Origin of the sequence: Kluyvera ascorbata, assembly GCF_023195735.1 — a bacterium.
GTDB classification, from domain to species: domain Bacteria; phylum Pseudomonadota; class Gammaproteobacteria; order Enterobacterales; family Enterobacteriaceae; genus Kluyvera; species Kluyvera ascorbata.
Map to the genome: position 1 here is coordinate 2412606 of NZ_CP096201.1, position 19994 is coordinate 2432599.

Consider the following 19994-nt stretch of genomic DNA (forward strand, 5'->3'; position numbering starts at 1 on the left):
TTTAGCGATTGTTATCGTTGTAATACGGTACGCCCAGTTCATCTGATTTATCGCTACCGGCGGCCATATGATTAAAATCAAACGGCGACTGGTTGCTGGCAGAAGGCATCAGCATGGTTTGATGGGCGTTATTTTGTGCCGGTAGTTGTTCCGCATAGCTTACGCTTGCGGCCATCGTCAGGGTGACGAGAGCAACGGCAGCGAACAGTTTCATTCTTTCCTCGATACGTCTTATTGCAGGCGATTAGCAGACACAGTGATTAATAGGGAACAGGTAGCGAGAGTCTTCACGCATATTCGTTACGCGATACTTGTGCGGTGGCACATCAAAGTAGTTTTTAAACGTTCGCGTCAGCGTCTGCTGCGATTCAAAACCGTAACGTTCGGCCAGATAGAGAATGGGCTCATTGCCTTCTTTTAACTTCTGGGCGATTTCCGTCAGCTTACGGGTGCGAATGTACTGACCTAATGAATGACCGGTCTCTTTTTTGAACATCCGCTGCAGGTGCCATTTTGAGTAACCAGAACGCTCTGACACTTTTTCCAGTGACAGCGGTGATTCCAGGTTATCCTCGATCCAGTCCAAAATGCTATGAATAGTAATAGCGTCAGTGTTACGTCTGGACATCGTCTTACCTCTTCTTCTGTTTACGGCAATATTTTTTTAAGGAGAAGTTCGAGCGTCGCAACTTCATTTGCCGTTAAGTTTTTTGTTAATTCCTGGTGCAGGTTTTGCCCAACGAGCTGGTGGCATTGTTCACAAATAGTGGCGCCTTCTGGCGTCAGTTGAATCAATACACCCCGCTTGTCGTTTGGATTAGGTAACCGGGCTATCCAGCCCCGACACAGCAAACGATCAAGCATGCGAGTGAGCGCGCCCAGATCCACCGACAGGGTCTTTTTCAACTCCACGGGGGTGATACTGCCTTTGCAGCGAATAGAGCAAAGCACTCTGAACTGCGAAGCGGTAATGTCTTCTGGCGATAAATGCTCGTTGAGTAAGCGATCTTTTTTCTGGTTAACCATGTGAATCAGATGCCCAAGTGGAATCATTTCATTGAAGAGATCGCTTGTGCTGTTCACAGTGGTTGCCCTGGCAAGTACTTTAGTTGCGGTGGATATTATTTCTCATGCAACCATAAGTCAACTGAATGAATGGAGCGATGCCACGAATTGCTAAAACGGTTCAGACAGCCATAAATAGGATATCCTGTACTTAGCCTTCCCGAAGCCAGATATGCTGCGCTGGTGGGGAATGGCCTTGTGTACAGCATGTATTTTTTCGTCAAACAGACAGGATTTTGAGACGTTTATGAAGGAACTTATTCAGGCAATTGGGCTTGGGCTGGTGGTATTACTGCCGCTGGCAAACCCTTTAACGACCGTAGCGCTGTTCCTCGGGCTCTCGGGTAATATGAACAGCGCAGAGCGCAACCGGCAGTCGCTGATGGCCTCGGTGTACGTCTTCGCCATTATGATGGTGGCCTATTATGCGGGCCAGGTGGTGATGAATACATTCGGGATATCAATACCTGGGCTGCGCATCGCCGGGGGCTTGATTGTCGCCTTTATTGGTTTCCGCATGCTGTTCCCGCAGCAGAAGGCGCATGACTCGCCGGAGGCGCGCAGCAAATCAGAAGAGCTGGAGGATGAGCCGACCGCGAATATTGCATTTGTGCCGCTCGCCATGCCAAGCACCGCAGGCCCAGGAACGATTGCCATGATCATCAGTTCCGCCTCGACGGTAAAACATGGCGCCAACTTCCCGGATTGGGTGATTCTGGTAGCACCGCCGATTATCTTTGCGCTGGTGGGGGTCATTCTGTGGGGATGTTTACGCAGTTCAGGGGCGATTATGCGTCTGGTCGGGAAAGGGGGCATTGAAGCCATTTCCCGTCTGATGGGCTTCCTGCTGGTGTGTATGGGCGTGCAGTTTATTATTAACGGTGTGCTGGAGATTATTACGACGTATCACGCGTAAGGTTTCCCCGGCCGGGCTACGTTCAGCGTTGTAGCCCGGCCGAGCGCATCAATGCTGATGCGCTTGTTCCTCTAACGATGCCGCAGGCCAGCGGCGGAAAATCACTACCGACCAGATAAGCGCCGCGAGCGCCGGTACGGCGCCCACATAGCCAATCGACGACATCGACAAATGGGTACTGATCTGGCTTCCAAGCAGCGCACCTGCGCCAATCCCAAGATTAAAAATCCCGGAAAATAGCGACATCGCCACGTCGGTAGCATCCGGTGCCAGCGCCAGCACTTTCACCTGCATACCGAGACCGATAACCATAATGGCGATGCCCCAGAAGATGCTTAACACTGCCAGGTGCGCCGCATCCTGCGCCGCGGGAAGCAACAACAGCAGACAGGCAAGCAGCAAGCCGATTGCGCTGCTGATTAACCCCGATGCGTGCTGATTGCCCAGTTTGCCAAAAATCACGCTGCCAATAATCCCCGCACCGCCGAGCACCAGCAGCAGAATGGTCGCAAAGTTGCCGCTCAACCCGGCGACGGTCTGCACAAACGGTTCAATATAGCTGTAGGCGGTATAATGCGCGGTCACCACTACCACGGTAAGCAGATAGATGCTCACCAGCGCCGGGCGACGGAACAGCAACGGCAGGCTTTTCAGTGAACCGGAGTGTTCGCTTGGCAGGCGCGGCAGCAGTTTTATCAGCGCCAGCATGGTTATCAACGCACCCACGCCAATGGCAAAGAAGGTGGTTCGCCAACCGAAGTACTGGCCCACGATACGGCCAAGCGGGATCCCAAATACCATCGCCAGCGCCGTACCGGTGGCCAGCAGGCTCAGCGCCTGAGCGCGTTTACCGGCGGGAGCCATGCGAATGGCTAAAGAGGCGGTAATTGACCAGAACACCGCGTGGGCAAAGGCAATACCGATACGGCTGATAACCAGCACGGTAAAGTTCCACGCAAGGAACGACAGCACGTGGCTGGCAATGAATAAGACAAATAGCCCAATCAACAGCTTACGGCGTTCAATCTGGCTAGTGAGCAGCATAAAAGGCAGTGACATCAGCGCCACGACCCAGGCGTAGATGGTCAGCATAATGCCCACCTGCGCCGTTTCCATACCGAAGCTGCTGGCTATATCAGACAGCAGGCCAACCGGCACAAATTCAGTGGTATTGAAGATAAAAGCAGCGATAGCCAGCGTGACTACCCGAAGCCACGCGATCCGACGAGAGACCGTGTTTGTTGTCATAAAAATGCACCGGGAGCGTTAGAAAAAAGAAGAGACGTACGATCTTAAAGCGAATAATGCGGCAAATACAATCGTTTTGTGACATACCTCTCATTATTATATTTGTGTGACGTTGTCACCTTTTGCAAAAACAAAGAGACTTGTCGATGTTAATTTTTTGTGTCAGTTTGCTATGACGCACCGATGACGAGGGAATACGCATGCACGAGATTGATTTTTATATGGTTGATGCCTTCAGCGACCGGGCTTTTGGCGGCAACGCGGCGGCGGTCTGCCTGCTGGATGACTGGCTACCCGATGAAACGCTATTGAGAATGGCCCAGCAACATAATCAATCGGAAACGGCGTTTATCGTGAAACAACGCAGCGGTTTCTCCCTGCGCTGGTTTACAACCCAAAATGAAGTCAATCTTTGTGGTCATGCCACGCTTGCTAGCGCGCATGTTGTCTTTCAGCACCTTCACTATCCCGATGAACGCGTTCACTTCGAGACGCTCTCCGGGCGCCTAACCGTCTCTCGACGCGAAGCATGGCTGACGCTGGATTTCCCAGCCTGCCCAACCCACGACGCCGTGCCGCCAGCAGACATGCTGCAAGCGCTTGGCCTGAGCCACTATGTGAATGCACGCAAAGGTCGTGCTTGGGTTATCGAGCTTGAGAGCCGCCAGCAAGTTGAAGCGCTGAAACCGAATATCAGCGCGATGATCCCTGGCGAACATAAGGTCTCCGTGACGGCACCAGGCGACGGTGAATACGATTTTGTCAGCCGATTTTTCTCTCCGGGAGAAGCTGTGTGGGAAGATCCGGTCACCGGTTCTGCGCATACCATGCTAATCCCATACTGGGGTGAAAAATTGGCTAAAACGCAGATGTTGGCGCGGCAGGTTTCTGCGCGGGGCGGTGATATCCGCTGTGAATGGGTGGGAGAGCGAGTGTTGATGAGCGGCGTCGCGCGAACCTATTTACAGGGCAAAGTGTTGCTGGATTAGTGTAGGCTGCCGGCCAATAAACCGCGTGACACGGTTTATTGGCTTTGCGAAAGGGCGAGTGGCATGTCACGAATGCTAAAAATTCACTAGAACGGCAGCTTTCGCGGCTGCGTCTGCATTGTCACCCAGCGCAGTTCCGTAAATTCATGTATCCCCGCTCGACCACCAAAGCGTCCGTATCCAGAATCTTTGGTGCCGCCAAACGGCATTTGGGCTTCATCGTGTACCGTAGGGCCATTGATGTGACAAATCCCGGTTTGTAAAGCCTGCGCCACGTTCCACGCGCGGGCGGTATCCCGACTGTAGACGGCGGATGAAAGCCCGTAGGCGCTGTCATTGGCTATTCGCACGGCATCCTGTTGGTCATTCGCGCGTATAACGGCTTTCACCGGACCGAATGACTCCTCGTGCCAGATACGCATAGCCGGTGTGACGCCATCCAGCAGCGTGGCGGACATGAATGTTGACTCCGCTTTCCCACCGGTCAATAGCGTCGCACCCTGGGCCAGCGCGTCATCAATCAGCGCATTGCAGCGCTCCACGGTTTTGTTATCCACCACCGAACCCAGTACGCCATTCGGCAGCGCATTGACCCGTTTAACGAGCGCCTGAATAAACGGTTCGGCAACCGCCTGCTCAACGATAATGCGCTCGGTCGACATACAGATCTGCCCAGCGTTAGCAAAGGCTCCGAAGGTCGCGCCAGAGGCGGCCTGGTCGATATCCGCGTCATCCAGCACCAGCAACGGCGCTTTACCGCCGAGTTCGAGCACCACCGGCTTAAGGTATTTAGCACAGGTCTGGGCAATGATTCGCCCAACCGGCGTAGAGCCGGTGAAGTTAATCCGCCGTACGCCGGGGTGGGCAATTAAGGTCTCAACCAGCGCGGGAGCATCCTGCGGCGCACAGGTAAGATAGTTCACCACGCCTGCGGGGAAGCCCGCCGCTGCCAGCGAGGCAATAATCAACCCTTGTGTCGCCGGTGAAAGTTCGGAGCCTTTAAGGATCACCGTATTGCCGCAGGCAAGCGGCGTGGCGATAGCGCGTACCGCCAGAATAATCGGCGCATTCCACGGTGCCATACCGAGCACGACGCCCGCGCCCTGACGGGTGGCCACCGCCAGATTACCGGGAATATTTGACGGGATCACCTGACCGTCAATCTGCGTGGTCAGCGCCGCGGCTTCGCGCAGAATATCAGCCCCGAGGTGCACATTGAACCCCGCCCAGTGCGGCGTAGCGCCGGTTTCGGCGTTCATGGTAGCGACAAACTGCTCGCTGCGTTTTTCCAACTCATCCGCGGCGGCCAGCAGCAGACGGCGACGCTCACCTGGCGACGTATCGCGCCACTGTGGAAACGCGGCGGCGGCGGCATCGGCGGTGCGGGTGGCATCTTTCAGCGTGGCGGCAGGCGCAATGCTCGCCGTCTCTTGGGTGACCGGATTCTGGCGTGTGAAGATGGCGGCGTTTTGCGCGGCGCAGGCTTCGCCGTGAATAAATAGGGTACAGGTGATGGTCATGGTGGCCTCTTATCGACTCGGGTTATTTATCGAGTGTAAAGAGGCTCCCGCGGGTTGAATATCCGTGATGCGGATTTCGCACGTTTTTTTTCAGCTTTTGAAAGCGGTTCACATCCTTGTGCCGCCGAGGGTTTACCGGAGAATCGTTTGTAGCGTTTGCTGTGCGTCACGGTTTAATGCCAGCGGGTTAACGGCTTCACCTGGTTCGGTGCTGCGCGCATAAAGCGCAACCAGCCAATCATAAACGTAGCGCGTTGCGGCATGTACCGGCTGCTCACCTAGCTGGGTAAGACGCACACGGGATGGCGCGGCGGGCAGGGCGAAAATGGCCTCACCTTTGGCGATGCGGCTTGCCGGGCGTTGCGACACCGGTTGCTCTGCGTAGCCCAGCCAGTTAATGAAGTTGCCGATAATAGCCCGAAGCTGTGCGGCACCGGCCTGCTGTTCGGCGCTGGCGCGTCGCAGCTGCTGCGCCAGCGCCAGACGCTGGCTGGCAACGAGAAGCGATAAGGCGAGCTGCTGCTGCGAATCGGCGCTGAGCAGGGCATGTGGCTGACGGCTCCATTGACGTAAATGTTTACACCACAGCGCGTAGGCCTGCGAGCCATGATCCTGATGAACCAGCGTATTTTCCATCACCGATTCTGGTGCGGCGAACAGGTCTACCGCATCATTAAACAGGCCGCTGACTTTCTCTTCGCGCTGCTGCTGAACCTGGCAAAGGGCATCGAATGCCGCAAGTTCAGGCAGTAGGCTTTCCAGCAGCTCACCATGGCGTGCGGCGTGCGTCTGTAGTTCGCGGATCATGGCTTCGACTTTTCCGGTGTCTGGCTGCGCCGGAGCCAGCAGCGGCTGGCACAGCGTGCGTAACTGTTGCTGACGGGCAGTCGCCATCGCGGCGAAACGACGCTGGCGTAATTCTGACTGTGAGGCCTGAGACAGCCACTCAATCAGGCGCTGTAGGCTACTGTGATCGAGCGCTTGCAGGGTTCCCCAATGCTGACCGGGTTTGCCCACCAACTGTTGGATCGCTTCATCGAAATGACGTTTATGCACGAAGCGGTCGTCTTCCGGCGTAATGGCCCACACCAGACCCGGCAGTTTATTCTCCTGCACGGGTTGAGTTTCGGTTACCCAACGCAGCAGCGTTTTTGCGGTGTCCGGAATCGCCGTTCGCTGGGCGGTGGCGTTACAGGTGAGCAGAATGTCCGGCTGCTGTTGCTGGCGGTAGTAATCCAGCAACCAGCGGCATTTGCAGGCCCATAGCGGAGACGCTTCATCACGTGGCGGTACGGGAATATCGATAATATCGACGTTATCCAGCACGCCGTGTTCGGTGCTGAGCACCAGTTCCAGCGTAAGCTGCGCCAGCGTCGTGACCGGCACACTGACGGCGTTCTGGTAGCCGTCGTGGGTTAACGGATGCACCAGAACGGCATCGTCGGTTTCGCCACCCGGCGTTAAGAAAGCATCCATCGGCAGGGCGAACGCATCAACCAGCAGGCTCAGCGGCGCCATCACTTCCCGGCGATTGCCCAACTGATGCAGCGTATGGGCAAGCGTTAACCACTGCTGGGTCAGTTCCTGTTGTTCACCCCACAGCAACGACCAGGCGCGAGCGCGAGCGCTGAGATCCAACGACGGCAGCAGGTGAGCAAACTGATACCACAGCGCATCATCAATCTGCTGATAGGCCGTTGGCAGCGTGTCGCGCCAGAAACGGCTGATGGTGGCAATGTCCGTCGCCGTCAGACCTGGAACCGGCTGCGGCTGGCGTAAACTTTGCCAGCCGCGCAGGCGTTGGGCGATAACGCTGCTGTCCGGAGGACGGACATCGCCGCGCTGCCAGGCGTGGGTGATAAATAGTTGAACCAGCTCCGCTTCGCTAATCAGTTTTAGGCGCAGCGGGAAGGCATCGTCCGGCGTGGACTGATCTCGGCTAAAGCGCAGCGCCATTTGCGTCAGGCTATGGCCCGGATTGATGTGGCTGAAGTAGTCGAGCGTTTTGCTACCGCTTTGCACCGTCAAGCGACCTTCGCCGCTGCCGCATAGCGTACGGAGCAGATGCGCTTTAGACGGCTGTGAATGGCCGAACAGCGCGATGCTGGCGCGGCGCGCTATCGCCTGTTGGTGTGTTTGCTGCTGCGCGTCAAGAGCCAGCAGCCGAATAAGCAGGGCGTCTGCATCATCATCCAGCGCCGGGTGCGCGTGTCGCTCGGTGGCGAGCCAGTCCATTACTGCGTGTACGGTGGTCATTTCAGGAATACGCTCCCGCTATCAATCCAGTAGTGGCTGCCGCTATGACGGCGGTCGGCCAACGTATTTAGCTTCAGGGTCAGCGCATCCGGTGAGACCGGCGTGCCGTCCTGCAGCCACGCATCGCTGAGCACGAATGCCTGCGGCGCTTCGCTTTTGCTCCCGCCCTGAAGTTTCAGTCGTACCTGCAGTACGCCATCACCGGCGATGGCGCGGGCCAGTTCCGGCGAGTTGATACTCAGGGTGTAGAGCGGCGTGGCTGGCCAGCGGGTATTCGCCAACTGACGGAAGCCGAGGGTGACGTTGCCGCGCAGCGGGAAGTGCAGGCGGGCGTCGAGCTTCGCGCCGGGCTTATCGAGGTCGAGATCCTGATACCAGATATTCTCATCGCGCAGCGTATTGACGGTTTTATCCAGTACGCCCAGATAGCGCACGGTGGAATAGGCGCCGATATCTGCCGCTTTAAAGTTAAAGTGCGGCAGGCGAAGATCCAGCGCCAGGCTGCACAGCATCGCGCCGACGGCGGCGGTGGATTTGGGGTTGCCAATACGCCCTTGCTGGCTGAACGGATACCACTCGTGAACGTGGTATTTATCCAGCCAGACCATGCGGTTAACCGGTACCGGCTGGAGGTAGCGAATCAGCGCCTGGACGCCCGGCAGGCAGCCAGGACGCCCGGTTACCAGCAGCACGTCGCAGCGGTAATGGGAAATGGCCTCACACAGCGCGTGTAGCGGACCCGCAAGGGTAAATTCGCCTGCCAGCATGGCTGACTGGAGGGTGCTGAAGGTGACTTCCAATGGTACGGCAAGCAGGTCAAACGGCGCGCTTCCGGCGGGCAGGGCATGTTCGATGGCCTGCCCGACATAGTTCATGACGTTACGGGTTGGCGTTTGCGTCAGTAATTCACCAAAGGTGGCATGCAACCCGGCCAGCGGGTCCTGTACATCGCTCTGCTCCCACGCCGCGAGAATCGCGTGGCCTAACGGCATAAACAGTTGCAAGGTGGTCTGCTGGCGCAGCACTGCCTGCGTGTCTAAGCGCCCTGAATCGCCAAACAGCGTTGCCATCAGCGCCTGGGCATCGGCGACGCCCGATTTTTGCAGCTGGGTTTGCAGCGCGGGCAGGACGCAACGCTGAATAATATCCAGCAGCACATCATCACCGGCAATTTTGAACCCTTCGCGGAACAGCAGCTGCGGGGTGATTTTGACGTTGCCGCCGATACCGTCATCTAACTGGTACTCGGCGATGGCCATATCGGTGGTGCCGCCACCGAGATCCAGTGAGGCAACGCGCAGCGTACGGCCAGCCGTTTCACCGGCTTCGGGTTGGCGGTCCGGGCGGGCCATCGCGGTGAAGAGCGCTTCGGTTTGTCCGGCAAAATGGGAAATGGCTTCGTTGTACAACCACACCAGCTGACCGCAGCTGGCTTCATCCCATTCCATATGAATTTTCGGAATCGGCACGACGCTCTTTTCCTGCAGGCGAACGTTAGCAAAATCGTCGTCCTGCGGGTGCCAGCCCATGGCTTTCCATACCAGCGCAATGGCTTCAAACATGCGGCGACGGAAAATCTCGCGCTCCTGCTTCGGCATCGCCGACGGCAGGGTGAGGATAAGCGTACGTAGCTGGCGTGGCGAAGCCGGGAAGCCCAGACGCAGACGGGTAGCCACGCTGTTAATTTGCCCCAGCGCCTGTGCCAGCAGCTCGCAGAGCATGTGGGTCATCAGGGTACTGCGGCTATACTGCGGCGAGAAGACCGGCATGCGCTCGTCCGGCGGCAGGGTAAACAGCGGCTGGCCCTCATCATTCATCAGGTTCATCAGCGGGAAGGCCGTCGCCAGCGGTTCGCGCTGGGTTTTGCCGTTCATCTGGCTAAAACGCCAGTCCTGGACCGTTGGAGTTTCATCCCACAGGTAGCGGCGCGGGCTGGAGATGCCGCTGTAGCCTTCGGTGCCGGAGCGCTGCATTGCCAGCTTGCGGGCTTCATCGCCCACGCGCACCAGCGATGGCCAGATAAAGGCGTCTTCGCGCCCGCTTTCGACGGAGAAGTGCTGCTTGCCAAAGCGGGATTCTGAGAACTCGACCCGGCTGGTAAACAGCGGTTCGTTCAGATATTGCGGCTCGCTTAGCGAGCGCACCTGTAGCTCTGCGGTCTGACGCAGGCCGTCGTTGGCATCGCCGTGATCTTCGATGCTCACGCCGCAGGTGTGGGTGTTGCCCACGTCGAGAATTAAATCCACCGGGATAGCCGGCGTGCTGAGGGTGGCGGTGACCATTTTAATTTCCGGCACCGTCAGCTGTTCGCCGAGCAGCGCCAGGATGTTCATCCAGTGGCCCTGATATTCAAAGCTGCGCAGCGCCTGGGCAATATCACGTTCGCTTCGGGCTTCATGGGTGGTAGTGGTCTGCTGGAACACTTCGCGCAGCCAGCCGTCAATCCAGGTCTGATCGAGGAAGTCGGCAATTTCATTATCGCGCCAGGCCAGCGCAAAACGGGTACCGTTCAGCAGATCGCCAGCGACCGGGGAGAGCGACATCGCATCGTCCGGGCTTATCTGGCTGTCGAACGCCAGCGTTACGCGGTGAGTGTTGCCCGCGCTGTCCGGTTCGGCGAGTTTTCTTATCTGCACGCGAGCCCAGTTATCCGGCCCTTCAACGAAGGTCCGCGGCGGGTTAAAGCGCAGGAACGGCAGCGGTAGCCAGACGCCGTCGAGCAGCGTCAGCGAGTGGTGCAGGGCAAGCGTGGATTCGGGCTTAACCACTTCAGGCGCGCGACCGGGCTCACCCGGCAGCGTATAGCGCTGATTGACTACGTCATAATCAAGGCGCAGCAGGGGGCCGTTGGCGGTTTTGCGCACGAAGCGCCCGTGCTGCAACGACTCTTGTGGACTCAGGCCGAAATCCAGGAACTGTACGCCGCTGTTGGCAATCAGCGTAACGCTCTGTTTGTAATCGCAAAGGGTGACCAACATGGCTTAGGCTCCCGTCTTTTTAAAGGTCAACGGCACAACGGTTTTAGCATCAAACCGTGCGGTGCAGACGGCGACGTTGCTGTTGCCAGGCTTGCAGCTAATTTCCGGCAGCGGATAGCGTGCGCCGTCGCTGCACTGCGCGTTACCGCGGCTCTTTATCATCAACTCGCCGTTTTGATGCAGGCCAGAGAAGACCGCCGCTTTGCAGACGATACTGCCTTCACGCACCACGCGAGCGGTGCCTTTGTTGTTCTGAATCTGATAACGCAGGCTTGGTGCTTTGCCACTGTGGGCGTCGCTGACGTCCATCTGGACGCGCCAGGTGCCGTTCAGGAAGCGGGTGGTTCCGGCGCGAAGCTGGTCGGCATCCATCACCATCGCATCTTTAGGAATAACGGCGATCACCACCGGTTTCTCTTCTGGCTCAACGACAGGTTCTGGCTTGACGCTCGCCTGATGCAGCGGCAGATCGCTAATTAGCATCGGCATGTCGGGCGCTTTTGGCATGGCTGGTGCAGGCACAGGCGCAGGTTCAACCTGAGCGACGGGTTCGGACTCAGCCTGCGTAGTTGGGATCATCAACGGGACGGCAATGGCTACGGCTGCAACCGCAGCGGCCAGCGGCAGCCCCCAGACCCAACGCGGACGACGCGTTTTTGGCACTGATATTACAGCAGCAGCCGGTGTATGCGGCTCTTCGGCTTCTTCCACCGGCAGCGTATAGGCGTTTATTAATGGTTCATTGGCGGAGATAAGCGGAGCATCGGCTTCACTAAACGTGACGAGAACCTCTTCAGGCTCTTCCACTTCAGGCACTTCGGTGATTACCGGCTCTTCTTCGACTATGATTTCCGGCTCGACGTAGCGCAGGCAATCGAGCGCATCTTCACGCGCGCTTTCGTTAAGATTCACGAAGCCCCAGAAGCTGATAACCGGTTTGCCCGCTACCAGAAAGAGGTGGTTTTCGCCGGGAAACTGCAGCGATTTTTCCAGCAGCGCGCCAAAAAGCTGCTGTGCGGTTTTATCTGATTGCAGACATTTTTTACTGAGCGCTCGGGCGCTTTCCTGCAAGCTTTCTAAATAGTGTAGCGCGCGGGTGCGCTCGGCCTCATCGGCGGCTTTCCAGCCAATGATCTCGCCATCGACCGGGGAGTACCAGTCAACGCGGTCGCCTTCATCATTCAGTTGCGGTATCGCCAGGCAGTCGGCCAACGCCAGCTGTTTGCGTAAACGCAGCGTTTCGCGCACCTGAAGCGCAGAATGAAATACGGTTTGCCCGCCGCCGCCTACGGCCTGAAAGTCATCAAGACTTCCACTGCGTAAAAGAGTTTTTGCCACGTTCCTGTCCCATAGACTTCTTCACGGGATTACTTTACCCAAAGCAAAAAGCAACAAACGGCGAAAGAGAGGGGTAAATAGGGTAATTCTCGCGGCATTGAATGGCTGGACTTAAGTCAAATCAAAAGACAGGCGATGAAGAAACCAGCAATAAACGGTTATTCAGCATAACCTGAGACAAATTGGTTATTTGCCAGTTATCTGCCCCTGTGCTGTTATTAAGCCGTCCATATAATAAAATCGAAAGGCTTATAACCATGATCACAGGGAACACCACAGGGAAAACGCTCCTCGCGCTGGCCTTCAGCGCGCTGTTACCGGCAAGCGCCTATGCGGCAAACACCGACACGCTGGTTTACTGTTCCGAAGCATCGCCAGAATCCTTCAACCCGCAGATTGCCAGTTCCGGCCCGTCTTTCGTGGCCAGCTCGCAGGTGCTGTATAACCGCTTGATCAACTTTGATCCGGTGAAAAATACCCCGGTGCCTTCACTGGCAACGGACTGGACCATCTCTCCGGATGGCCTGACCTATACCTTCACGCTGCGTCAGGGCGTGAAGTTCAACAGCAATAAATTCTTCAAACCAACGCGTGATTTCAACGCTGATGACGTGATTTTCTCCGTCATGCGCCAGAAAGATGTCAATCACCCGTATCACAAAGTGTCGCAGGGCAACTACGAGTACTTCAGCGATGTTGGCCTCGATAAGCTCATCAAAGAGGTGAAGAAGGTCGATGATTATCATGTCCAGTTTGTGCTGAGCGAACCGAACGCCGCGTTCCTTGCTGACTGGGGGATGGACTTCGCTTCGATTCTGTCGGCGGAATATGCCGACCAGATGATGAAAAAAGGCACGCCGGAAAACGTCGACAACTGGCCAATTGGCACCGGCCCGTACGTACTGCAACAGTACAAGGTGGATTCACAGATTCGTTACCTGGCAAACCCGAACTATTGGGACGGCGCGGTACCGACTAAGCATCTGATCTTCTCCATTACCCCGAATGTGGAAACGCGTCTGGCGAAACTGCAAACCAACGAATGCCAGATAATCCCGGCACCGTCGCCGGTTCAGTTCGACGTCATTAAGGGTAATAAAGATCTGACGCTGCATGCGGTTGAGGCACTGAACGTCGGCTATCTGGCGTTTAATACCGAGAAAAAACCGTTTGATAACGTGCTGGTACGTCAGGCGTTAAACTACGCCACCGACAAACAGGCTATCGTTAACGCGGTGTTTATGGGTTCCGGCACCGTGGCGAAATCGCCGATCCCACCGAATATGATGGGTTACAGCAAAGATCTCAAAGACTACAGTTACGATCCGGAGAAAGCGAAAGCGTTGCTGAAACAGGCAGGGCTTGAGAAGGGCGCGGAAGTGACCCTGTGGTCGATGCCGGTACAGCGTCCGTATAACCCGAACTCACGCCGTATTGCGGAGATGATCCAGAATGACTGGGCGAAAGTAGGTATCAAAGCGAAGATCGTTAGCTATGAGTGGGGTGAATACCTCACCGGTATCCGCAAGGGTGAGCACGACAGCGCGCTGTACGGCTGGATGTCGGACAACGGCGACCCGGATAACTTTGCCAATACGCTGCTCGGCTGCGACAGCATTAAAACGGGCTCTAACGCCGCGCGCTGGTGCAATAAAGAGTATGATGGTCTGGTGAAAAAGGCGCTGGTGGTGAGCGACCCGGCTAAGCGTGCCGCGCTCTACGGCCAGGCGCAGGAGATTTTCTACCAACAGGCACCGTGGATTGCGCTGGCAAACGGCAAAACCTTCTACGCGACGCGTAGCAACATTACGGGTTATAGCGTCAGCCTGATGGGCAGCGATTTCTCGAAAGTGAAAATCAATTAAGGAGTGAATATGTCACATTTGGATGAGGTCATCGCGCGCGTGGATGCCGCGGTGCAGGAAAGCGTGATTACGCATATGAATGAATTGCTGGTGGTATTAAGCGACGATCCAGAACTGAGTCGCGAAGATCGTTTCACCCAGCAGCAGCGCCTGCGCGTGGCGATTTCACATCATGGTCAACACCTGCGCGAGCAGGAAGAGACGCGTAAAGAGCAGCTCACTTCAGGTGGGGCCATTCTTTAAGTCTGGCATTGTTCCCGGCGGCGCTTCGCTTGGCCGGGCTACGGTTGTTCACGACATTCTGTAGCCCGGCAGAGCCACGCGCCGCCGGGAATGGTCGTGCATCAAAACTGGCGCTTTGCTACCAGCCATGCTCCCACAATCAACATCACCGCGCCGCATACCGGCCCGATGAGCGCTCGCCAGGGTACGCCGTGGCTTCTGACGACGTCCATCACCAGCCCGCCGATGAGTTGACTCGCGACCAGCACAGCAATGGTCGTTGCCGCCCCCACGTACTGATAGCCGCTGATGCTGGCAAACACGAAGAACGACCCGAGCAGGCCGGGAATTAGCGTCCACCATTTAATGGTCGCCACCAGCTCGCTTACGCCCGCGAGCCCGTGTTTAATCAACAAAATACTGACAAACAGCACAATGCCCACCAACGAGTTCAGCAGCATCGCCACCAGAATAGTGGAGGCTGACTGGGTAATACGGACCATCAGCGTATTCTGGATAACCAGCCCAATCCCGGCGGCTATCAGGAACGTCAGCGTGAGGGACTGATTCATGCCTGTCCATCCGGGTCGCTGCGATTATCGAGCTGCAGCTGCATGAAGGTGAGATCCAGCCAGCGACCAAACTTCGTCCCCACCTGCGGCATCTGCCCCGTGATGACAAAACCGTGCTTCTCGTGCAGGTGCAACGAAGCGTGGTTTTGTGATTCGATACCCGCGACCATCATGTGCTTGCCGCGACGGCGGGCCTCATCAATCAGCGCGCCGAGCAGAATATTGCCGAGCCCTTTGCCCTGGTGTTCCGGATGGACGTAGACTGAGTGTTCAACGGTGTGGCGGAAACCGTCAAAGTTACGCCAGTCGCCGTAGGAGGCATAGCCGGTTACGACACCGTTTTCTTCGCTCACCAGCACCGGGAAATGACCGAGCTGACGCGCTTCAAACCAGGCAATGCGGTTATCGGTATCGACGGTTTTATCGTTCCAGATAGCGGCGGTATGGACGACCGCGTGGTTATAGATTGCCGCAATGGCGGCACAGTCTTCTTTTGTTGCAAAACGAATAGCCATGGAGTTGCGTCCTGAGTGTTGTTCACTATATTATTACGATATGAATACTATTGAAGACAACTTAAATCAACGGATCGGTGCAAGAATTCGCATTGAGCGTGAGTCGCGCAGCTGGTCGCTGAGCGAATTGGCCGAGCGTGCGGGTGTCTCGCGGGCGATGATCCACAAAATTGAACGCGGCGAGAGCAGCCCAACAGCGGCACTGCTGGCGCGGCTTTCGGGTGCCTTCAGTATCAGTATGTCGACGCTGATTGCCCGTGCAGAAATGCAGGAAGGGAAGCTGCTGCGATTTGCCGACCAGCCGGTCTGGCACGATCCGCAGACCCACTATCTGCGTCGCCACGTCTCGCCACGCGGCGAGCTTCCGGTCGATCTGGTGCAAATTGAGCTACCGGCGGGTAGCGACATCCCGATGCCCGCATCGGCCTACGCCATGGCGCGACAGCTTATCTGGATGCAGGAAGGCGAGCTGCTGTTTATGGAAGGCGATACAGCGCATCGAATGCAAACCGGAGACTGCCTTGAACTTGGGCCGCCAAACGACTGCCGTTTTATTAACGACAGCGGTAAATCCTGCACCTATCTGGTCGTCAGACTTAACGTGCCGCTGTAGTTAACGATTCAGCAGCCAGATTACATAGTTTACGCATGATTAATTTTCTATTAATTTTGCTTAAATCTAATTGTGATAAAAATATATATCGTATTTTCTGCGCAAAAAATAAAACCCCAGCTATTAATTATAAATGGTCTGGGTAAATAAATACGCGGAGTTATAATAATTATGCTGGATTTTGCTAAAGCACAACGTATCAGTTTGACACAGCAAGTAGAGAACAATATCAAGAATGCGCTTGTCATGGGGGCGTTAAAACCCGGGGAGCGATTAGTCACCCGAGAAATAGCCATAAACCAGGGCGGTAATGCTGCCAACTTACTGATTTAGTGTATGATGGTGATTTTAAGGTGCTTGCGTGGCTTCCATTTCCATCAGATGTCCCACTTGTTCAGCTACCGAAGGCGTCGTGCGTAACGGTAAAAGCACTGCCGGACATCAGCGCTATCTCTGCTCTCACTGCCGTAAAACATGGCAAATCAGCTTCACTTACACCGCCTCTCAACCCGGTACACATCAGAAAATCATTGATATGGCTATGAATGGGGTTGGGTGCCGTGCCAGTGCCCGCATTATGGGCGTTGGCCTCAACACGATTTTACGGCACTTAAAAAACTCAGGCCGGAGCCGGTAACATCGCGCATACAACCGGGCAGTGACGTCATTGTCTGCGCGGAAATGGACGAACAGTGGGGCTACGTCGGGGCTAAATCATGTCAGCGCTGGTTATTTTACGCCTATGACAGGATGCGCAGGACGGTGGTGGCACACGTCTTTGGTGAGCGTACTCTGGCCACACTGGAGCGTCTTCTGGAGCTGCTGTCGGTCTTTGATGTGGTGGTATGGATGACGGATGGCTGGCCGCTTTATGAATCACGCCTGAAGGGAAAGCTGCACGTTATCAGCAAGCGTTACACTCAGCGCATTGAGCGACATAACCTGAATCTGAGACAACATCTGGCAAGGCTGGGACGGAAGTCACTGTCGTTCTCAAAATCGCTGGAGCTGCATGACAAGGTCATCGGGCATTATCTGAACATAAAACACTATCAGTAAGTTGGAGTCATTACCAACCAGGGCATCAGTATTACACCGGTGCGTGAAGCGCTGCTGCGTTTGGTTTCCTTCGGGGCGCTTCAGGCAGCGCCTGCTCAGGCCTTTATGGTACCAGCGCTAACCAACTCGGCCTATCTTGAAATTAACCGGATTCGAAAAAACCTTGAAGGGATGGCGACAGCAGCGGCCTCAGAACATATAACCGCAGATAAAATGAGGGCATTAAAGTCTCTCTCCGAAGCCTTTCATGAGGCAAAATCTGCCGGTGACGTTACCCGTATGCTGCATACTAATTATCAATTTCGATTCCAGATATACACCTATGCGGAAATGCCAACCTTAATGGCAATGATTGAACAATTATGGGTGCGAGCGGGACCAAGTCTGCATTTTTTATATTTAAATTCTATGGAACCGTTTCAGCATCAAAATGTGTATCAACCATTGTTGGATGCGCTGGAAAAAAGGGATTCAACAGAAAGTTATTCGGCGATATGTCAAATTATTGATGAATCAACATCGTATTTGAAACAGCAGTATCGGCATTAATTTACGTCTGGAAAATACGTTTCCGGGCTGCCCCGGAAACGTTGTCATGCATTATTCAAAACGCCACGCCACATTAACGCCCACGCCGTAGTTACGACCTGGTGCCGGTTCGTAGTAGCGCCCTTTAGATTCATTCACGATAACCGAGCCGACGTATTCGCGGTCAAACAGGTTATCGACGCGCCCGAAGACATCCAGCGTCCAGTTGCTGAGATTGAACTTGTAGCCGGTATTCAGGCCAACCACGGTCCAGGACGGCGCACGGGCGGTGTTAGCATCGTTGGCCATAATATCGCCCATGTAATGCACGTCCGCACCGGCGTACCAGCCGCTTTCCGGTTCATAGCCCAGCGAAGCGAAGCCCATATTGCGGGCGATGCCTGGAATACGATTGCCGTTACAGCTGCCGTCGCCACAGACATCGGTGCGGTAGGTGGCGTTAAGCCAGGTCCATGCCGCTTTGGCGCGCCAGTTTTCGGCAAACTGTTGGTCAATCGCCAGCTCAGCACCCTGACGACGGGTCTTACCGGCGTTTTTGTAGCTGGCGCGGCTGTCGGTGTTGCTGTCGGTGACTATCTCATTAGTGGTGTTGGTCTGGAACAGCGCGGCGCTGAGTAAGCCATTGCCAATACGCGTTTTGCTCCCAATCTCATAGGTCTCGTTGGTGGCAGGCTTAAGATCCAGATTCAGCCCATTTGCCGTGCCGGAACGGTAGGAGAGTTCGCTGATGGTCGGGGTTTCAAAGCCGCGGCCAACGCTGGCATAGACGTTCCATGCATCGGTAATGGCATATTTTAACGAGCCCGCAGGCAGCCATTCGTGATAGCTGGTATCGCCGCTGCTGTCGCCATTACCCGTTGTCACGTAGTGATCGTTGGAGTCAAACCACACCGAGCTATAGCGCACCCCCGCATCCAGGGTCAGCTTGTCGGTCAGCTGCCACTGGGTTTGCAGATACGGGTCGAGATTCCACATCAGGTTGCGTTCGTTGCGGCGTAAATTACCTTTTTCGCCATACTCCGGCGTTGAACCATTCATAACGAAGTTTTCGTAGCCCCGGCGCTTCTCGTTCATATTTTCGTAGTTAAGCCCAGTGGTGAAGGTCACCGGAATCAACATTTCGCCGCGGTGCGTCCAACGAGTATCGATACCCTGATAGTGACGATCGAGGTCGATCACGCCGCCGGAATGAGCGGGGTTCTTCTGATAAGTGTTGGGAATCGACTGGTACTGCGTGGTCTGGCGCTCCCCGGCGTACATCATCACGCTGAGGTCGTCCTGCTCGCTGAGCTGACGCTCATAGCGCAGGCCCGCCTGGGTTTGCTTCACGCTTTTACGCGTATTGTATTGGTCACCGCGCGGGGACTGCTGGCGGTCAGCGTCCATCTCACTTTTCGTCAGGCCGCCCGGATCGTTAGCTTTTATATCGACGGTGTTGAACAGCAGCGTTAGCTTGCTGACGTCGTTGATCCGTACGCCGAGTTTGGCGTTGGCGAGGTTCTTGCGCGCCGCGCTGTGATCGCGATAACCGTGGGTGGTGAATCGATTCGTCGACACCGTGTAATCAACGTCGCCCGCATGGGTACCGTCGCCCACTGCGCCGCTGGCTTTCATGCCGTAGTGCCAGGTACCGTAACTGCCGTAATAGCTGTTGGCTTCAATGGTGGTGGGCTGCTTGCCGGTCTGGGTGGTGACGTTGACCACGCCGCCGGAGGCGTTACCGTACAGCGCCGAGAAGGGGCCACGCAGCACGTCAACGTGATCGATGCTGCCGATGTCGATGTTCGAGGTTTGCCCCTGACCGTCAGGCATGGTGGCCGGAATACCGTCAACGTACAGACGAATACCGCGAACGCCGAAGGTTGAACGGGAACCAAAACCACGTATAGAAAGCTGAAGATCCTGAGCATAGTTCTGACGGTTCTGCACCTGCAAACCCGGCACAGCGCCCAGCGATTCTGAAAGGTTAACCTGCGGTGCGGCGTGACGCATGTCTTCGCCGTCTACCACGCTAACGGCGGCAGGGGTATCCAGCTCAGAAACGGCCTGTGGGGCGGCGGTGACGATTAAGGTTTGTTCATCATTGGCCCAGGAAAAAGGAGAAAAAACAAGCGGCAACAGCAGCGCAGGCAGCGCCACAGAGCGTACGGTTATGATTTTCATGAAAAACTCGCAAAATGTACCAAATGGAACAGACCCCAATAGGTTAATACTTTTGTAAATGTATTGAAAACTTTAGCAGCATAAATCGTTAATTTCAGGTGATGAAATAGAAACTAATTGGTTGCC

Annotated in this window: 18 protein-coding genes and 1 pseudogene; 8 read left to right on the forward strand and 11 right to left on the reverse strand. The window is 55.7% G+C overall.

The window, feature by feature from the left end; all coding sequences use genetic code 11:
• Position 1: 1 nt before the first annotated feature.
• Genes marB through marR form a run of 3 tightly spaced genes read right to left on the reverse strand, consistent with a single transcriptional unit; the run spans position 2 to position 1083 of the window.
• Positions 2-214 (reverse strand): multiple antibiotic resistance protein MarB, encoded by a 213-nt coding sequence (marB, locus tag MY052_RS11390; protein WP_035895739.1) that lies wholly within the window; start codon positions 212-214, stop codon positions 2-4.
• Positions 215-244: 30 nt separating this feature from the next.
• A complete protein-coding gene (gene marA, locus MY052_RS11395) occupies positions 245-628 on the reverse strand; it encodes an MDR efflux pump AcrAB transcriptional activator MarA (protein ID WP_035895737.1) in 384 nt (127 codons plus the stop codon).
• A gap of 20 nt (positions 629-648) precedes the next feature.
• Complete coding sequence (gene marR, locus MY052_RS11400) at positions 649-1083, reverse strand: multiple antibiotic resistance transcriptional regulator MarR (RefSeq protein ID WP_035895735.1); 435 nt, start codon at positions 1081-1083, stop codon at positions 649-651.
• A 229-nt stretch (positions 1084-1312) separates the two neighbouring features.
• Between marR and MY052_RS11405 the strand changes: the two genes are divergently transcribed.
• Complete coding sequence (locus tag MY052_RS11405) at positions 1313-1981, forward strand: MarC family NAAT transporter (RefSeq protein WP_035895733.1); 669 nt, start codon at positions 1313-1315, stop codon at positions 1979-1981.
• 48 nt (positions 1982-2029) lie between these two features.
• Here MY052_RS11405 and MY052_RS11410 read toward each other — a convergent pair whose 3' ends face one another.
• Entirely contained in the window at positions 2030-3229 is a 1200-nt protein-coding gene (locus MY052_RS11410) for a sugar transporter (RefSeq protein ID WP_248538836.1), read from the reverse strand.
• A gap of 200 nt (positions 3230-3429) precedes the next feature.
• On the opposite strand from MY052_RS11410, the gene MY052_RS11415 reads away from it, so the two are divergent.
• A complete protein-coding gene (locus tag MY052_RS11415) occupies positions 3430-4218 on the forward strand; it encodes a PhzF family phenazine biosynthesis protein (RefSeq protein ID WP_248538837.1) in 789 nt (262 codons plus the stop codon).
• Positions 4219-4304: 86 nt separating this feature from the next.
• Here the strand turns inward: MY052_RS11415 and MY052_RS11420 are convergent, their stop codons facing one another.
• The 4 genes from MY052_RS11420 to MY052_RS11435 form a co-directional block, all read right to left on the reverse strand.
• On the reverse strand, positions 4305-5738 hold the full coding sequence (locus MY052_RS11420) for an aldehyde dehydrogenase (RefSeq protein ID WP_248538838.1): 1434 nt from the start codon (positions 5736-5738) through the stop codon (positions 4305-4307).
• 132 nt (positions 5739-5870) lie between these two features.
• Positions 5871-7994, reverse strand: coding sequence for a virulence factor SrfC family protein (locus MY052_RS11425; RefSeq protein ID WP_248538839.1), 2124 nt, complete (start codon positions 7992-7994; stop codon positions 5871-5873).
• Positions 7991-10972 (reverse strand): virulence factor SrfB, encoded by a 2982-nt coding sequence (locus MY052_RS11430; protein WP_248538840.1) that lies wholly within the window; start codon positions 10970-10972, stop codon positions 7991-7993. The genes MY052_RS11425 and MY052_RS11430 overlap by 4 nt, the downstream gene beginning before the upstream one ends.
• A gap of 3 nt (positions 10973-10975) precedes the next feature.
• A complete protein-coding gene (locus tag MY052_RS11435) occupies positions 10976-12310 on the reverse strand; it encodes an SrfA family protein (RefSeq protein WP_248538841.1) in 1335 nt (444 codons plus the stop codon).
• Between the two features lie 257 nt (positions 12311-12567).
• Between MY052_RS11435 and MY052_RS11440 the strand changes: the two genes are divergently transcribed.
• Positions 12568-14175 carry an ABC transporter substrate-binding protein gene (locus MY052_RS11440; RefSeq protein ID WP_248538842.1) on the forward strand — a complete coding sequence of 536 codons (1608 nt, stop codon included), beginning with the start codon at positions 12568-12570 and terminating at the stop codon, positions 14173-14175.
• Between the two features lie 9 nt (positions 14176-14184).
• Complete coding sequence (locus tag MY052_RS11445; RefSeq protein ID WP_035897830.1) at positions 14185-14418, forward strand: DUF2526 family protein; 234 nt, start codon at positions 14185-14187, stop codon at positions 14416-14418.
• Between the two features lie 101 nt (positions 14419-14519).
• Here the strand turns inward: MY052_RS11445 and MY052_RS11450 are convergent, their stop codons facing one another.
• Positions 14520-14969: a DMT family transporter gene (locus MY052_RS11450; protein ID WP_123651973.1), complete on the reverse strand. Its 450-nt coding sequence runs from the start codon at positions 14967-14969 to the stop codon at positions 14520-14522.
• A complete protein-coding gene (locus tag MY052_RS11455; RefSeq protein ID WP_202217966.1) occupies positions 14966-15484 on the reverse strand; it encodes a GNAT family N-acetyltransferase in 519 nt (172 codons plus the stop codon). Before MY052_RS11455 ends, MY052_RS11450 begins: the two co-directional genes overlap by 4 nt.
• Before the next feature lie 40 nt (positions 15485-15524).
• On the opposite strand from MY052_RS11455, the gene MY052_RS11460 reads away from it, so the two are divergent.
• The 4 genes and pseudogenes from MY052_RS11460 (at position 15525) to MY052_RS11475 (ending at position 17705) form a co-directional block, all read left to right on the forward strand.
• Positions 15525-16097 carry a helix-turn-helix domain-containing protein gene (locus tag MY052_RS11460; protein WP_248538843.1) on the forward strand — a complete coding sequence of 191 codons (573 nt, stop codon included), beginning with the start codon at positions 15525-15527 and terminating at the stop codon, positions 16095-16097.
• 171 nt (positions 16098-16268) lie between these two features.
• Positions 16269-16403, forward strand: a pseudogene (locus tag MY052_RS11465) (GntR family transcriptional regulator); the annotation flags it as partial.
• A gap of 55 nt (positions 16404-16458) precedes the next feature.
• A protein-coding gene (locus MY052_RS11470; RefSeq protein ID WP_248537139.1) for an IS1 family transposase occupies positions 16459-17156 on the forward strand; the annotation gives its coding sequence in 2 pieces (ribosomal slippage) (positions 16459-16708 and positions 16708-17156; 699 coding nt in all).
• Positions 17157-17195: 39 nt separating this feature from the next.
• The gene (locus MY052_RS11475; RefSeq protein WP_248538844.1) at positions 17196-17705 is read left to right on the forward strand and encodes an FCD domain-containing protein; all 510 of its coding nucleotides are present in this window, start codon (positions 17196-17198) and stop codon (positions 17703-17705) included.
• A gap of 51 nt (positions 17706-17756) precedes the next feature.
• Here the strand turns inward: MY052_RS11475 and pqqU are convergent, their stop codons facing one another.
• On the reverse strand, positions 17757-19868 hold the full coding sequence (gene pqqU / locus MY052_RS11480; protein WP_248538845.1) for a TonB-dependent receptor PqqU: 2112 nt from the start codon (positions 19866-19868) through the stop codon (positions 17757-17759).
• Positions 19869-19994 lie beyond the last annotated feature (126 nt).

Coding starts and splice junctions, on each gene's coding strand:
- MY052_RS11405 (WP_035895733.1), top strand. CDS start 1,313: ATGAAGGAACTTATTCAGGCAATTGGGCTTGGGCTGGTGGTATTACTG.
- marA (WP_035895737.1), bottom strand. CDS start 628: ATGTCCAGACGTAACACTGACGCTATTACTATTCATAGCATTTTGGAC.
- MY052_RS11420 (WP_248538838.1), bottom strand. CDS start 5,738: ATGACCATCACCTGTACCCTATTTATTCACGGCGAAGCCTGCGCCGCG.
- MY052_RS11460 (WP_248538843.1), top strand. CDS start 15,525: ATGAATACTATTGAAGACAACTTAAATCAACGGATCGGTGCAAGAATT.
- MY052_RS11440 (WP_248538842.1), top strand. CDS start 12,568: ATGATCACAGGGAACACCACAGGGAAAACGCTCCTCGCGCTGGCCTTC.
- MY052_RS11455 (WP_202217966.1), bottom strand. CDS start 15,484: ATGGCTATTCGTTTTGCAACAAAAGAAGACTGTGCCGCCATTGCGGCA.
- MY052_RS11415 (WP_248538837.1), top strand. CDS start 3,430: ATGCACGAGATTGATTTTTATATGGTTGATGCCTTCAGCGACCGGGCT.
- MY052_RS11430 (WP_248538840.1), bottom strand. CDS start 10,972: ATGTTGGTCACCCTTTGCGATTACAAACAGAGCGTTACGCTGATTGCC.
- pqqU (WP_248538845.1), bottom strand. CDS start 19,868: ATGAAAATCATAACCGTACGCTCTGTGGCGCTGCCTGCGCTGCTGTTG.
- MY052_RS11425 (WP_248538839.1), bottom strand. CDS start 7,994: ATGACCACCGTACACGCAGTAATGGACTGGCTCGCCACCGAGCGACAC.
- MY052_RS11450 (WP_123651973.1), bottom strand. CDS start 14,969: ATGAATCAGTCCCTCACGCTGACGTTCCTGATAGCCGCCGGGATTGGG.
- MY052_RS11445 (WP_035897830.1), top strand. CDS start 14,185: ATGTCACATTTGGATGAGGTCATCGCGCGCGTGGATGCCGCGGTGCAG.
- MY052_RS11410 (WP_248538836.1), bottom strand. CDS start 3,229: ATGACAACAAACACGGTCTCTCGTCGGATCGCGTGGCTTCGGGTAGTC.
- marB (WP_035895739.1), bottom strand. CDS start 214: ATGAAACTGTTCGCTGCCGTTGCTCTCGTCACCCTGACGATGGCCGCA.